Origin of the sequence: Bernardetia sp. ABR2-2B, from assembly GCF_037126435.1 — a bacterium.
Classification (GTDB): domain Bacteria; phylum Bacteroidota; class Bacteroidia; order Cytophagales; family Bernardetiaceae; genus Bernardetia.
On the sequence record NZ_CP147020.1, the window covers coordinates 3,680,936 to 3,695,298 of the forward strand.

12 protein-coding genes and 1 tRNA gene are annotated in these 14,363 nt (G+C 33.8%); 2 read left to right on the forward strand and 11 right to left on the reverse strand.

All coding sequences use genetic code 11. From position 1 onward, the window contains the following. The first annotated feature begins 180 nt into the window (after positions 1 to 180). Both WAF17_RS15435 and WAF17_RS15440 read left to right on the forward strand, forming a co-directional pair. Entirely contained in the window at positions 181 to 2,364 is a 2,184-nt protein-coding gene (locus tag WAF17_RS15435; protein WP_338761403.1) for a M48 family metallopeptidase, read from the forward strand. 47 nt (positions 2,365 to 2,411) lie between these two features. Next, positions 2,412 to 3,104, forward strand: coding sequence for a hypothetical protein (locus WAF17_RS15440; RefSeq protein WP_338761406.1), 693 nt, complete (start codon positions 2,412 to 2,414; stop codon positions 3,102 to 3,104). A 101-nt stretch (positions 3,105 to 3,205) separates the two neighbouring features. Here the strand turns inward: WAF17_RS15440 and WAF17_RS15445 are convergent, their stop codons facing one another. The 11 genes from WAF17_RS15445 to WAF17_RS15495 all read right to left on the reverse strand — a co-directional run bounded on the left by WAF17_RS15445 (position 3,206) and on the right by WAF17_RS15495 (position 13,832). Then, the gene (locus tag WAF17_RS15445) at positions 3,206 to 4,021 is read right to left on the reverse strand and encodes an SDR family oxidoreductase (RefSeq protein WP_338761409.1); all 816 of its coding nucleotides are present in this window, start codon (positions 4,019 to 4,021) and stop codon (positions 3,206 to 3,208) included. Between the two features lie 68 nt (positions 4,022 to 4,089). Next, positions 4,090 to 4,812, reverse strand: coding sequence for a lysoplasmalogenase (locus WAF17_RS15450; RefSeq protein WP_338761412.1), 723 nt, complete (start codon positions 4,810 to 4,812; stop codon positions 4,090 to 4,092). Positions 4,813 to 4,996: 184 nt separating this feature from the next. Next, on the reverse strand, positions 4,997 to 5,371 hold the full coding sequence (rplL, locus tag WAF17_RS15455; protein WP_338761415.1) for a 50S ribosomal protein L7/L12: 375 nt from the start codon (positions 5,369 to 5,371) through the stop codon (positions 4,997 to 4,999). A 305-nt stretch (positions 5,372 to 5,676) separates the two neighbouring features. After that, the gene (rplJ, locus tag WAF17_RS15460) at positions 5,677 to 6,213 is read right to left on the reverse strand and encodes a 50S ribosomal protein L10 (protein ID WP_338761417.1); all 537 of its coding nucleotides are present in this window, start codon (positions 6,211 to 6,213) and stop codon (positions 5,677 to 5,679) included. Between the two features lie 28 nt (positions 6,214 to 6,241). Beyond that, complete coding sequence (gene rplA, locus WAF17_RS15465; RefSeq protein ID WP_338761419.1) at positions 6,242 to 6,940, reverse strand: 50S ribosomal protein L1; 699 nt, start codon at positions 6,938 to 6,940, stop codon at positions 6,242 to 6,244. A 101-nt stretch (positions 6,941 to 7,041) separates the two neighbouring features. Beyond that, positions 7,042 to 7,491 carry a 50S ribosomal protein L11 gene (gene rplK / locus WAF17_RS15470; protein WP_338761422.1) on the reverse strand — a complete coding sequence of 150 codons (450 nt, stop codon included), beginning with the start codon at positions 7,489 to 7,491 and terminating at the stop codon, positions 7,042 to 7,044. 331 nt (positions 7,492 to 7,822) lie between these two features. Next, on the reverse strand, positions 7,823 to 8,404 hold the full coding sequence (gene nusG / locus WAF17_RS15475) for a transcription termination/antitermination protein NusG (RefSeq protein WP_338761425.1): 582 nt from the start codon (positions 8,402 to 8,404) through the stop codon (positions 7,823 to 7,825). A gap of 60 nt (positions 8,405 to 8,464) precedes the next feature. Continuing rightward, a complete protein-coding gene (gene secE, locus WAF17_RS15480; RefSeq protein WP_338761430.1) occupies positions 8,465 to 8,656 on the reverse strand; it encodes a preprotein translocase subunit SecE in 192 nt (63 codons plus the stop codon). 245 nt (positions 8,657 to 8,901) lie between these two features. Next, positions 8,902 to 8,974: transfer RNA gene (locus WAF17_RS15485), tRNA-Trp, on the reverse strand. Positions 8,975 to 9,125: 151 nt separating this feature from the next. Then, the gene (locus WAF17_RS15490; RefSeq protein ID WP_338761433.1) at positions 9,126 to 10,640 is read right to left on the reverse strand and encodes a SusD/RagB family nutrient-binding outer membrane lipoprotein; all 1,515 of its coding nucleotides are present in this window, start codon (positions 10,638 to 10,640) and stop codon (positions 9,126 to 9,128) included. Between the two features lie 36 nt (positions 10,641 to 10,676). Then, positions 10,677 to 13,832: a SusC/RagA family TonB-linked outer membrane protein gene (locus tag WAF17_RS15495; RefSeq protein WP_338761436.1), complete on the reverse strand. Its 3,156-nt coding sequence runs from the start codon at positions 13,830 to 13,832 to the stop codon at positions 10,677 to 10,679. Between the last annotated feature and the right edge of the window lie 531 nt (positions 13,833 to 14,363).

Here is a 14,363-nt window from a genome sequence, read left to right on the forward strand (position 1 = left end):
TAAGACACAAATTATTTTATTCATAAAGTGAAACAGTTTTAGGATTTTCGCTCTATTTTGAGAATTTATAAAAATAGTAACTATATTTGTATTTACTTTTTTTGATTTTAAAATTACATCTAAAATTTAATGATGAATTACTTTACTTTATGCAAATATTATTTTATAAAAATAACTTTTGTGTTTATTTTATCTACTTATCTTACACTAATTACCAATGATTCTTATTCTCAAAATGATTCTACTACTATCAATTTTGAAGAATATCAACCTTTAGAGTCAAAAGGAACTGTTCCTGAAGACTTTCTCCTTTCTGTAAGTGATCGTTATGTTGCCAAAAATGCAACTATTGCAAAAGGAACAGATAAAAAGACAGCTAAAAGTATTGATAACTTCAACCTTCAAAGTAGCTTTTCTCTCAAACAATTATTATGGAGTGGAAATGTTATTTTCGGAGATGATATAAGTCAGTACCTTAATGAAATAGCCACAGAATTATTAAAAGATAATGAAGAGTTACAAGGAAAAGTGCGTTTTTATGTCGTAAAATCTCCTGTTCCAAATGCGTTTGCAAATCCTGATGGAGCTATTTTTATTAATTTGGGTTTAGTTGCTCGTGCTGAAAATGAGGCTCAATTAGCTTATATTTTAGCTCATGAAATTACACATTATGTAAAGCAACATAGTATTAATCAATTTCTTTTTAGAGAAGCAGTTAATAGTAAAAAGAATAAAAAAGCATTCCGTTTTGATAACAAATCAGATGAACTGTACGCCAAACGATTAGCACAAAGTAATTATTCTAAAGAACACGAAATAGAAGCTGATACGTATGGATGGGAAATTTTTAAAGAAACAGAATATGACCTTTTAGCTGCAGCCAAAACTTTTGATATGCTTCAAAATACTCGTCGTCCTTTTGATACACTTGTTTTTGAAAGTAAATTTTTAAATAATTCTTATATTCAACTCCCTGATAGTACTTATTACATAGATACCGTTCATATTGTAGAGCGTGAAGAGCTTGATTCGGCAGAAATAGAAGAGCTTTTGGCTCTAAGTACACATCCAAGCGCAGCCGAAAGACAAGATTTAGCCATGAAGAGAATGAATGAAAGTAGTGTTACAAATGCAGGAAAGGAATATATAATTTCTAAAGAAAAATTTGAACTGGTACAGAAAACAGCTCGTTTTGAACTCTGTCAATTATATCTTTCTGATGCAAAATATATTGATGCACTTTATCATACTTTATTATTACAAGAACAGTATGGAGATAGTAAATATGTCCAAATGTCGCTCACTAAAGCTTTGTATGGTATTGCTAAATATGATAATGAGAAAGCTCGTATTTATTTAGACCAGCTTTACAGCCGTATGGATTGGAATGGTAGAAACTGGTACTTTGCTTTGGAAGAGCTAGATGATTATCAACTTACTGTTTTGGCTCTAGCACACTGTTTCGAAATGCTTGATAAATATCCTAGTGAGGCTTATCTCAAAAATGCCATTCCTAGTCTTTTAATGGATATAAAATTATATTATAGTAATTTTAGTGAAGGAAAGACGATTGGGAAAAAGAAAAATCAAATTAATTATTCAGAAGATTTGATGTATCCTGCTTGGCAAAAAATACAAGCTCATAAAGAGTTTGAAGAGCTTCGTAAGCAAGGAGACCGACTTTATTTAGCTCACAAAAAGGCAGAAAATAGGAGAGAAGACGGCATGTCTGCTGCTGAAATGAAAAAAATGAGTGATAATTTCACACAAGGATATGCACTTGGAATAAATAAAATTGTGATGGTAAATCCTTTTTATATTCGTGTAGATGCTCGGAAAGACCAACCTTTAGATATATTTACAAGTGACAGTATGCAAACTGTTTTTCACCAAGAGCTAAAGCAAAATAGCAAAGATGTTAAGTTAGGACTGGTTTCCTTAAATCCTGTCGCTTTTGGAAAAAATGATGCTGAAAAATTTAATGACTTAGCTGTTATTAATTCTTGGTACAAGGAAATGGGAGAGTCAAATGTAAATATGATTGCTAGTAATTATGATGAATTACAAGCTCTTTCAAAAAAGTATGGAACACCTTATTTTACTAGAATGGCTGTGATAGATAAAAAAGTAAAATTTAGGACTGCTCCAGTATTTGCTTCTATATTTTTCTGGCCTATTATTCCTTATGTAGTATATCGTCAAGCAACTAGACACGAATCTATTTTTATTACGCTGATGCATGATGTAAATACAGGAGAGGTAAAGATGATACAAGGAAATACATCAAAGAAATCTATTAAAAAGAAAAAACTCTCCGAAATTACTCGTTCTCATCTTTTCCAAATCAAACGTAAGAGGAGATAAACCTTTTTCAAAAAATTAAATCTATCAAAAATAAAAAAGACATTTTAATGAAAAATATACTGATTTTGTTTGCCTTCTCATTCTTATTTTCTTTGACTTATCAAGCAGAAGCTCAAGATTATTTTAAGGAACGTCGCTATGAAGGAATTGATTTTAACAAAGCTAAAGTCAAAAAACAATATATTACTATTTCACGTAGGAAGTATGAGGTAGTAAAAAAGGAGGAAGAAGTTATGTTAGGAAAGAAATTCTCCTATGATTCGAAACAGAGGGTTTTCTATGTAAAAAGACAAAAGAAAGCTATGACTTTTCAGGAAACTATTAATTTTATGAAGTATGTTGGTAACCAAGATGGCGCTGCTGGTTTACGTAAATCATTGGTGTATCATTATGCTGGTGTTGGAGCTACATTTGGAGGCTATTTTGTAGCTGCAGGAGGCGTACTTATACTAGTCAATAGTCTTGACAGTAGTAATAGTGGTGCAGGATTTCCTTATGGAGGTTTGGCCTTTATAGGGGCAGGTGGGTTATTATACGGAGGAGGTTATCTTTTAAATAAGAAGGGAGATAACATAATTAAGAAAACGATTCGTTATCATAACAAAAAAGTTCGTAAGTTTTCAAAACCTGTAATTGTTAAGAATGATTTTATGCCTTCTAGTTTGGGTTTTAAATCTGTTCGTACAAATTTACTAAATCCTACTCCTGTCCCTGCTTTAAGTTTGGGTTGGAGCTTTTAAGAATTTAGAATTCTAAAAATTCATATAAGAAAAAGGTAATTGAAATAATAAAAAATTCAATTACCTTTTTTTGATGAAAATGAAAATAGAATAAGATAGATTTACTTTTCTACTCCAAACATTTCCATTACCTCTTCTGAAACTCCCATTGCAGAAAATCCTCCATCGTGATAAAGGTTTTGCATAGTTACTTTTTTAGTAAAATCAGAGAAAAGAGAAATTACAAAATCAGCACATTCTTGAGCAGAAGCGTTTCCTAGAGGTGACATTTTTTCAGCATAATTCATAAAAGCATCAAAACCACCTACTCCTGTTCCTGCTGTTGTTGCTGTTGGAGATTGTGAAACTGTGTTTATTCTTACTTTTTTGGATTTGCCCAAACGGTAGCCATAACTACGAGCAATAGATTCTAAAACAGCTTTTGCATGAGCCATATCACTATAATCAGGGAAAGTTCTTTGTGCAGCAATATAAGTAAGTGCAACAACAGAAGCCTCATCTTTCAAAATATCCATTTTTTCAGCTACTTGAAGCATTTTGTGGAAAGAAAGAGCAGAAATATCAATTGCTTTAAGTGTCCAAGCGTGGTTTAAATCACCATAATCTTTTTTCTTACGAACATTTGGACTCATTCCGATAGAATGCAAAGCAAAATCTAGTTTGCCCCCCAAGTGTGCAGTTGCTTTCTCATAAAGATTTTCCCAATCTTCTATTGAAGTTGCATCAGCAGGAATAACAATAGTGTTACATTTTTCTGCTAACTCTTGAATTGTTCCCATTCTAAGTGCAACAGGTGCATTTGTCAAGACAAACTTTGCACCTTCTGCATGTGCTGTCTCTGCAATTTTCCAAGCAATAGAGTTTTCATCTAAAGCTCCTGAAATAATACCTACTTTTCCTTTGAGTAAATTATACATACGTTTTTTATTTTGTGTTTGCTTTATAACCCTCATTGATGCTTTAGACCTCAATGAGAGTTAAAGTATTAATTTAAATTAGATTTTATCTGAATCATCATTCCATATACAATCAATGCCTGTGCAGCCACATAAGTTAGCATCACAAAGACAGGTGCATAAGGAATGGTAAAGTTTTTTACAAAAATATCTATTGCAAGTAACGAATCTGAAAGCATAAATAAAAATGCACCAAAAAAAACATATTCTGTACTTTTCTTCAAAACTTTTCCTGCACGTTCCATTGCCATAAAAGCCATCGTTACAATAACTAAGATATACAAAGGAACAGCTATAAGCATTATAGTATCAAGCCATTTATATAAAAAGGTAAGCATCAAAACAGCCGTTCCGATAAAAGGAATCGCACGAATAAATAATTTTTTAGGCTCATCCAATTCTTGACCATTCAATGATTTTCTGAAAGTAAGAATATACACAATATGAGAAATCAAAAAACTGCCTAATCCCAACATAAAAAATAATGGATTGTAGGATTGAAAGAGCAACAAAATATCGCCCAACCAAGCCAAAGAAAGCGCAATTAAGACAAAATTAGTAAGACTTTTTTTGTGTAGAATTGTTACTTTTCTAGTATTTACATACAAATAGATTCCTAAAATGGGAATGAGAAATGGTTTTGAAGCTAATTCTAATACAAAATCATATTTGTAGTTAGCATATAAATTTAAGACTGTAAAAAAAGCTAAAATGTATAGTAGCCAAGTATGTTTTGATTGAAAGTATTTCATAACTAGATTTTAATTTTTGTCTGTTTATTTGAGAGTTCAAAAATACTTCTTTTTCTATTCTATATCATTCTTAGAAGTAATTTTTTCCACAAAAAAAACCTAAGAATTTCTATAAAAATAGAATTCTTAGGTTTTGATAGAATATCAAAGCTATATTGTTAAGCTAAAGTATATAGGAGTTAGATTACTTAACTTCTACTTCAGCACCAGCTTCTTTAAGTCTGTTAGCCATATCATCAGCTTCTGCTTTAGATGCGCCTTCTTTGATTGCTTTAGGAGCAGTATCAACTAATTCTTTCGCTTCTTTCAAGCCAAGACCTGTAAGTTCACGAACTAATTTTACAACTGCTAATTTAGAGCCACCAGCAGCTTTCAATACTACGTCGAATTCTGTTTGCTCTTCTGCTTCTTCAGCAGTAGCAGCTCCAGGAGCCATCATTACAGCACCACCACCAGCAGGTTCGATGTTATAATCTTCTTTTAAAATGTCTGCAAGCTCGTTAGCTTCTTTTACTGTAAGACCAACAAGTTGTTCTGCGATTGCTTTCAAATCTGCCATTATAGTATCTATTTAATTGAGGTTCGTAAATAAATAAGTCTTAAAAAAATAAAGACTTACTGTATGTAAAAAGGTTGAATAAATCAGTTTAATCTATTTTGGAAAATCTAAACGTGTTTTATTCGGTTAAAAAAGAAATACAACTTGGAAGCAGTATTTTAAATTAAATAATCAGAGCAGAAAAGTAGTTTCTTCCTTAGTTGCCATTTTGTATAAAAAAAATATACAACTACTTACTTTGACTATTTTTTGAGTTGTCTTTTTATAGAGATTTATGTGTAAAATTTCTACAAACCAACTAGTTATTATTCGCCTTTTTCGGCAATTCCTTTAACCATCGCTGCAATACGACCACCACCACTAAGGATAGCTGCAGTAACTGTACGAGCAGGAGATTGAAGAAGCATAACAACTTCACCTAATACTTCATCTTTAGATTTGATTTCACTCAACATGTTGAGTCTTTCTTCTCCAAAGAATAATGCTGTTTCTACTGAAGCAGCTTTAAATACTGGTTTTTCTAGTTTGTTCTTTTTACGAAAATCTTTAATGATTTGTGCTGGAAGTTTTGCAGTTTCTGGAGAGAACATGATAGCAGAAAAGCCTTTCAAAGCTCCTTTTTCTACCAATGGTTCGAAGTCCCCATCAATTTGCTCTAATGCCTTACGAATAAGTGTATTTTTAGCTACACGGTATTCTATGCCTTTCTCAAAACAAGCACGACGAAGTGCATTTGTTTGAGCAACACTCATTCCAGAAGAATCAGTTACATAAAAATTCGCTGAATTAGAAAACTTCTCCACCAAATCCTTAACTACTTGTGTTTTTTGATCACGATTCATAGTATTATTGAGTTTTGTGGTGGATTAATTATAGACCTTTGATAGACGATTTGTCAATCTTAATAGATGGACTCATTGTTGTCGAAAGGTGGACACTTTTCATGTAAGAGCCTTTTGCAGTTGCAGGTTTCAAACGAACAAGCGTAGCAAGTAATTCACTAGCGTTGTCTTTGATTTGCTCTGCTGTAAAAGAAGATTTACCAATACTTGCATGAATAATACCCGTTTTATCAACACGGAAGTCAATTTTACCAGCCTTTACGTCCGTAACAGCTTTAGCTACGTCCATTGTAACAGTACCAGCTTTTGGATTTGGCATAAGACCACGAGGACCTAATACTCTACCCAAACGACCGACTTTCGCCATTACAGTTGGCATTGTAATAATAACGTCCATATCTGTCCAGCCACCTTCAATTTTAGCGATATAATCGTCTAAACCTACCATATCAGCACCAGCTTCTTTGGCTTCGGCTTCTTTATCTGGAGTAACAAGAGCAAGTACACGTACTTTTTTACCTGTTCCGTGAGGAAGAGTAACCACGCCACGAACCATTTGGTCTGCTTTACGTGGATCTACACCCAAACGCACATCGATATCAACAGAAGCATCAAATTTAGCAAGATTGATTTCTTTAATCAATTCACTTGCCTTATCCAACATATACTCTGCTTGAGGATCGTATTTTGAAAGGGCTTCCTTACGTTTTTTAGTTAATTTTGCCATAACATTGTTGTAGTCAAACGATTAAATTTAATTAATCTCCTACGTTTAATTTTGTGAATAAAAATATTCTTTTCCTCTACTACCTGTAATTAAAATGTTAATTATTCAGCAGTTTCCCAAGGAGCTTTTCCAGTAACGTTCAGACCCATACTTCTAGCCGTACCTGCTACCATTTTCATAGCAGAGTGTACAGTAAAGGCATTTAAGTCTGGCATTTTCGTTTCGGCAATAGTTTGGATTTGATCCCAAGTTACTTTACCTACTTTTTCACGATTTGGAACGCCTGATCCTTTTTTCACTTTTGAAGCCTCAATTAAGAGTGCCGCAGCAGGAGGAGTTTTGATGATAAAGTCAAAAGAACGATCGCCAAAAACTGTAATCTCTACTGGCAAAGTTTGTCCCATACGGTCTTGAGTAAGAGCATTAAAACGCTTACAAAATTCCATAATATTGACACCTTTTGCACCAAGAGCAGGACCTACTGGAGGAGCAGGATTAGCTTGACCACCTTTTACTATGACTTTAAGTTTAGCACTTATTTCCTTTGCCATGATTGTGAAACGGTTGTTGTGATGTAATTAATTAAAACAGTCAGAATACATTGTATAAACTAGCTATCTTAAATAACCACTTTACAGATTACTAACAAATGCTACAATACTGATAATTTAATAGTTTAAAAGTTGATAGATACTCATGGAAGCTTCATATCTAAAAACTAGAATTTTAAACCACTAAATTTTTGGAGACAAATCTATAAATAAGTTGTAGCTCTTAACTTATAGATTTATATTTTAAGTTTTGAAAGTTTACTTTCCAACCTTTCAAAATTATTTTTTTAGTTTAACTGGTTATTGGTCACTATTGACTGATAACTAATAATTATTCTTCTTTTTGCACTTGAGAATAATTTAATTCTACTGGCGTACTTCTACCAAAAATCTTAACAATTACACTCAATTTTTTCTTTTCTTCTTGATGCTCTTCAATAGTTCCACTAAACCCAGCAAAAGGACCTTCCATTACTTTGATAGATTCTCCTACCATAAATTGTGTGTCATCTTTTACTTCATCTTGGTCAGCAGCTTCTACTTTTCCTAAAATACGAGCCACTTCAGAATCTCTCATTGGAAGAGGTTTGTCTGTCAGAGGCTGTCCATCTACTCTTAAAAATCCAATAACACTTGGTAGATTGATAAGTTGATGAATAAGTTCTCCACTATTTGGCGAGTCTAAATCTACATTTACAAGTACATAGCCAGGTAAATAATTACGCTCAACAGCTACTTTTTTTGTTTTTCCATCTTTCGCTTTACGAATTTGGAATACTTTTTCGGTAGGGTTGATAATTTGACCAAAATATTCTTGTAGATTATTGATAACTATATCTTTTTCAAGATACTCTTTCACGCTGCGTTCTTTTCCAGAAACAACACGCAAAATATACCATTTGAGTTCGCCCATAATTTTGTTAGGAGTGAGTTGTAAGTTGTCGGTAATTTATTTGAGTTGTAATTTCTTTTACTAGAATGATTTATAAATCTCACCTAGACCAAATTGGAAGGCTTGATCCATTGCAAAGACGATAAGTGCAAAGATAAGCGATGCAACAAGGACAACTACAGAAGTCTGTTGAAGACTTTTGAATGAAGACCAAGTTACGTGTTCGGTCATCTCATCACGAGATTCTTGCAAAAATTCGATTACTTTTTTCATACTGAGTATAATTTGTCTTATCGTAAGTTCGTCTAATGTGATTATTCTATTAGACTTTTTTTTTAACTTCTTTTTATCTTAAAAATAAAAAAAACAGAGTAAAAAAACTCTAAAAAAAGTGAGTTTGATAGATTTTACGTTGATTAAAAACGTGCTATCAAACTCACTATAATAATCATTTAGAAAAAGCCAATTGATTTTTTCTAAATCAAATTATATATTTTATCGTATTTGTTTCTGATTTGCACGAGCGGAGGGACTCGAACCCACGGCCTGCGGTTTTGGAGACCGCTGCTCTGCCAACTGAGCTACACTCGTGTGTTTTAGTTGTCTTTAATGAAGTGCAAAATTACAATTTATTTTTGAATTAGCAAACTTATTTCTAAACTTTCGTAACATTATCTACAAACTAAATAAAAAAGCCTAGATAATTATTATCTAGGCTTTTTTATTTGATTATTTTAGGGGCTTATTTAGTGTCCCACCATAATTTTGTAGTTAAAGCGTCTGCTCCTTGTGCAGCAACAGCTGCTGTATAGCTTTCTCCATTTGAAGATTGCTCATTGATAGGATATAGAATACGTACTGGGACATTTCCATCACCTTCTAATGCGCCATCTGCAGGTGCTTGAAGGATACCAAAGTCAAGACGACGGTACTCAGTCCAAGCTTCTAATCCTTGCATATAAAGGGCTACCCATTTTTGTTTACCTATGATTTCATTCCACTCTTGTCCACTCGCTTTAAGTGCAGAGTAACTAACGTTAGATTGTGCTGTATAAGCAGCAATATCTTGGTCAGATAGGCTTCCATCACTCCAGTAGTTCATAGAAGCACTAATACCAGAGTTGTAATATTCTGCTGCAGAACCAGAAGAAACAAATCCTCTTTCTACACCTTCTGCTAACAAGAATTGTACTTCTGAATAGGTCATCAAAATACCTGGAGATGTAGGTTGCAATACTAAATCAGATGGTTGAGAAATATCTTGATCAGCAGTATTTGCAGCATCACTTTCTGATAGTCCATAAACCTCTCCTACGTACTTCACATCCATTGGGTCACTAGGGCTACTTGACAATGTAGGCGCAGCATACAAGGCAAGTCTTGGGTCGTTCAAGTCTAATAACTGCTCTACAAAGACATTACTCATAGCAAAGTCTCCACGTGTTTTACGATCCTCATTTAAAGGATTATTATTAGGAGCAGCAGAAAGATAGCTAAATAGTGCATTATCACTATTGCTCTGAAAAACGCCTGCAGCTACAGCTGAAGAAACAGTTTGTTGAGCAAGTGATGGAGATACATCAGCAATTCTCATTCCTACCTTTAGCTTCAAAGAGTTAGCAAACAAAAGCCATTTGCTCATATCTCCATTATATATAACATCACCTAATACTCTAGCTCCTCCTGTATTAATAGAAGAAACAGCATCATTTAAGTCATTGATGATTCCGTTATATACTTCTTCTTGTGAATCATATTTTGGATATAAGAACTCATCAGGATTACCTGCTTGAGAGAAAGGAGCTGCTCCCCATGTATCAGTAATTATTTGATACATATAAGCACGTGTAATCTTAGCTACTGCAATTTGATTTTCTGTTGCACCAAATCCCACATACGCATCGGGGTTTTCTGTATTCAAACGAATAATTTCGTTCAAGTCAGCTATAACACCTGCATAGTAAATAGCCCACAGGGTATTACTAATTCCTGGACGGAACGCATAACGACTCTCATCAGAATATTGATTAGAAGCCCAGTATTGAGAAAGCTGCATTCCTCTTCTACCGTTTGCCCACTGATCCCAAATATTATCTGTCAATTCTTTTTGTGCTGATGTAAGCAAAAAAGAAGGAAAGGCTGTACTAGGCTCATCTGGATCAATATTTATATCTGGGTCTGGATTACAACCAAACATGAAAGTAGCTAAAGATGCTGCTACTAAAGTATGCTTATATTTTTTTATTATTTTTATCATTTTGAATACGAATTTTATAGTTTGAACAAAAATGGTTTAGAAAGAAAGGTTCAAATTGAATCCCCAGCTACGTTCGCCTGGTAATCCACCACCTTCAAAACCTTGAACATTACCAGCACTTACACCATCTTGAGGGTCAATATGAGGAGCGTTACGGAATAGAATAGCTACATTTCTAGCTACAAATGATAAAGACGCTCTTTGGAATGGTGTCTTACTAACAAATGAAGTAGGAAGCGTATAACCAAACTGAATTTCACGAAGTTTAATATAACTTGCATCAAAAACATTTAGAGAAGCACGTCCACGAGAGAAATAATCTACTCCCCAAGTTTGTGCATTTATTGCAGTTGCGTTTGCAGTACCATCAGAAATAGGGTAACCATCTTCGTTTACTCCTGTTTGTACTACAGCATCAATTACTACACCATCTTCACGCATAGAACCTTCTGCAGTTTCTTCCAAGACTCCACTATAATGACCAAACATGTTAGTAACTGAATATACACTACCGCCCATTTGTCCATCAACTAAAACACTAAGTCTAAAGTTTTTGTATGAAAAAGTATTGTTGATACCACCTGTCCAGTCAGCCATAATTGAAGGACCTACACCAGCAGTTGGTTCTAATACATAACGACCATTTGTTCCTACAATATAGCTTCCATCAGTATGTTTAGCAATAGTTGGACCTACAAATACTCCGTATGATTCTCCTTCACGAGCCTCTAAGAATACACTAAATAGTGAAGCCAAACGAAGAGTAGTTACTCCTTCAGCAAGTTCAACAACTTCATTTCTGTTTCTAGCCCAGTTAAGTGTTGCGTCCCAAGTAAATCCACTCGTATTTAATACTTTTAAGTTCAACATAGCTTCTATACCTCTGTTAGCTACTGAACCAGCATTAATAACAGTTCTTGTATAACCTGTAGTTGGAGAAACAGGAACACCAAATATTTGATCCTTAGTAACAGAGTTATAATATGTTACATCAAGACCTACTCTGTTTTTGAAAAGATTTACTGTTGCCCCAATTTCCCAAGCATCAGTTCTTTCTGGACGCAAGTTAGGATTATTTCTTTCATTAGGAACAGTCATGTTACCATTGCTGCCAAAGTTTTGGTTTACTTCATAAGTAGTTAGAATACGATAAGGGTCTGTATCATTACCTACCTGTCCGTAACCTGCACGTAACTTACCAAAAGAAAGCCAATCTGCCTCTAATTTTTCAGAGAAGATAAAGCTACCTGTAACAGAAGGATAGAAATAAGAATTATTACCATCTGGAAGTGTAGAAGACCAGTCATTTCTACCTGTAACATCTAAGTAAAATGTAGATTGATAGCCAAATGAAGCACTAGCAAATAAAGAGTTTACTATTTTTCTACTACCATCATCTCTTACTTCTGGAGTACCTGCAGAGTTTCCAATATTAAAGTAGTTAGGAACATTCAGACCATCTTGTGTACCTGAAAAATTACGTTTATAATTTCTAACACGACTGTTAGCACCTACCATAGCAACTAAACTTAAATCTTCTGTTAGGTTGTGAGTAGCATTCAAGATAAAGTCATAGTTATTATCTGTTACTGTACGTAGGTCTTCATTATAAAAAGGAATATTGACAGAACCAATAGCTGTTCTTTCTGTTCTACGATCTGTATAAGTATCAACCAAAGCACGACCCGTAGCACTTAACCAAGGAAGTATTTGATATGTAATAGCTGCATTACCATATACTCTATCTCTTTGATCTTCTGAGTAGTTTTGATGTACCGTCCATGCAAAATTATCAAAGTAGTTAGGAGAAGCATCATCTGCACTTACCCTGTTCCAAGTAATTTGAGAGCCATCACTAGTAATATAATTATTAAAAAGACGATCTGTATCTAACTGACGTTGATACCACTGATTAAACATAGACATAATACCCTCACCATATCCAGTTTGTGGACGACCTTTACCTCTCTGATTTACATAATTAAAACCTATTGCAGTACTAAGTTTCTCAGAAAGTTTTGATGAGCCGTTAAAGCTAAGTGTATTACGCTTAATCTCTGAACCAGGGAAAGTACCCTGTTGATCAACATTTGTGTAAGATAATCTGAAAGTAGCTTTTTCATTACCACCAGAAAGAGATAAACTATTACTAAACATAGTACCACGATCAAAGAAGTCTTTTACATTTCCTTCACTTGCTACTAAAGGACGACCTACTCCAAAGTTTTCTGTGTCTTCAGGGTTAAAACTATCCCAATGACGAGCCGTGATAGAACCATCTAGAGGAAGACCCCAGCTACCATCAAGACCATAATTAAGAATAGCATTACCATTATCATCTGTTACAAGGTTTCCATCTGAATCTCTTAGACCAGCAGCACCATATTTATTTTGATAGTTAGGCAGTATATATACATCTTGAAACTGAACACCAGAGTTGAAAGTAACACCAAGACCTTTGCGTTTTGTTCCTTTCTTAGTAGTGATAAGAATAACACCGTTTTGACCACGAGAACCATATAAAGCACTTGCAACAGCACCTTTCAATACGTTTACAGATTCAATATCATTTGGGTTAATATCTTGAGCTGCGTTTCCATAGTCAATACCTCCACCACCTCTTGCTTGATTTCCTGCACTTGCAGTACCCTCATCGCTAGCAAAGTTTGAGTTATCGATAGGCACACCATCAACAACAAATAGAGGTTGATTTTCTCCTGTAATAGAGCTATTACCTCTAATAACAACACGAGATGAGCCTCCAATAGAGTTAGAGCCAGTAATCTGAACACCAGCAATTTTACCATTTAGAGAGTTCACTACGTTCATTTCTCTAGCTTGAACTAAGTTGTCTCCTTTTATTTCTTGCGTTGCATAACCTAAAGATTGTTTTTCTCTAGATACTCCAAATGCAGTAACTACTACTTCTGTAAGTTCAGAAGCATCAGAAAGTTGTACATCAATAGAAGTACGAGTACCAACAGCTACCTCTTGCATTTCATAACCTATAAAACGAAAGACGAGTGTATCTTTCCCATCAGGTAAAATAATAGAGTATTTACCCTCTAAGTCGGTTGTTGTACCTGTGTTTGTTCCTTTTACCTGTACAGTTGCTCCAGGTAAACCACCTTGTGCGGCATCTATAACGGTTCCAGTAATTGTTCGCTGCGCCCATGCTGAACCGATCAGCATAAGACTCATTAGCGTACTTAGTAATAATTTTCTCTTCATGAGATTAGTTAATGTTAATTTAAAATAAACAATTGATCAGAATTAAATCGGAAGGTTGCTTTTCAGCAATGATGTTAAGGCAATATAACAAAAATGTTATGTTAAAACAATTTTTAAGAAAAATCGTTTAAGCCCAAATCTAATAAAAAACTGATTTTCCTTTTAATAAAGGAAGTGAAAAAAAACAGAAAATACATTTTCGCTTACAGTAAGAAAGTTAATTTATTATATAAGGAAAAATGTGGCTTTAATGCTATTATAAAATAATTATTTGGTCAATAAATAAATAAGCCAAATAAAAATAATACATAAGCCTTTAAATGAAATTTTCTATCCTGCCATAAAAGTATATCATATCTCTTAATAATCCAAAACAAATACTAATAATTAACAACCTAGCGTAGCTAATTTATAATGAGTTTAAAATAGCTTTTTGATAGTAATACTTTTTGATTTTTTATCAAAAATAATTAAGCGAAATCATAAAAAAAT

Excerpts from the sequence above, each read along its gene's own strand:
- secE (WP_338761430.1), bottom strand. The coding sequence starts at position 8,656 with ATGAAAAAAGTAATCGAATTTTTGCAAGAATCTCGTGATGAGATGACC.
- WAF17_RS15450 (WP_338761412.1), bottom strand. The coding sequence starts at position 4,812 with ATGAAATACTTTCAATCAAAACATACTTGGCTACTATACATTTTAGCT.
- rplJ (WP_338761417.1), bottom strand. The coding sequence starts at position 6,213 with ATGAATCGTGATCAAAAAACACAAGTAGTTAAGGATTTGGTGGAGAAG.
- rplL (WP_338761415.1), bottom strand. The coding sequence starts at position 5,371 with ATGGCAGATTTGAAAGCAATCGCAGAACAACTTGTTGGTCTTACAGTA.
- WAF17_RS15440 (WP_338761406.1), top strand. The coding sequence starts at position 2,412 with ATGAAAAATATACTGATTTTGTTTGCCTTCTCATTCTTATTTTCTTTG.
- nusG (WP_338761425.1), bottom strand. The coding sequence starts at position 8,404 with ATGGGCGAACTCAAATGGTATATTTTGCGTGTTGTTTCTGGAAAAGAA.
- WAF17_RS15445 (WP_338761409.1), bottom strand. The coding sequence starts at position 4,021 with ATGTATAATTTACTCAAAGGAAAAGTAGGTATTATTTCAGGAGCTTTA.
- WAF17_RS15490 (WP_338761433.1), bottom strand. The coding sequence starts at position 10,640 with ATGATAAAAATAATAAAAAAATATAAGCATACTTTAGTAGCAGCATCT.
- WAF17_RS15495 (WP_338761436.1), bottom strand. The coding sequence starts at position 13,832 with ATGCTGATCGGTTCAGCATGGGCGCAGCGAACAATTACTGGAACCGTT.
- rplA (WP_338761419.1), bottom strand. The coding sequence starts at position 6,940 with ATGGCAAAATTAACTAAAAAACGTAAGGAAGCCCTTTCAAAATACGAT.
- rplK (WP_338761422.1), bottom strand. The coding sequence starts at position 7,491 with ATGGCAAAGGAAATAAGTGCTAAACTTAAAGTCATAGTAAAAGGTGGT.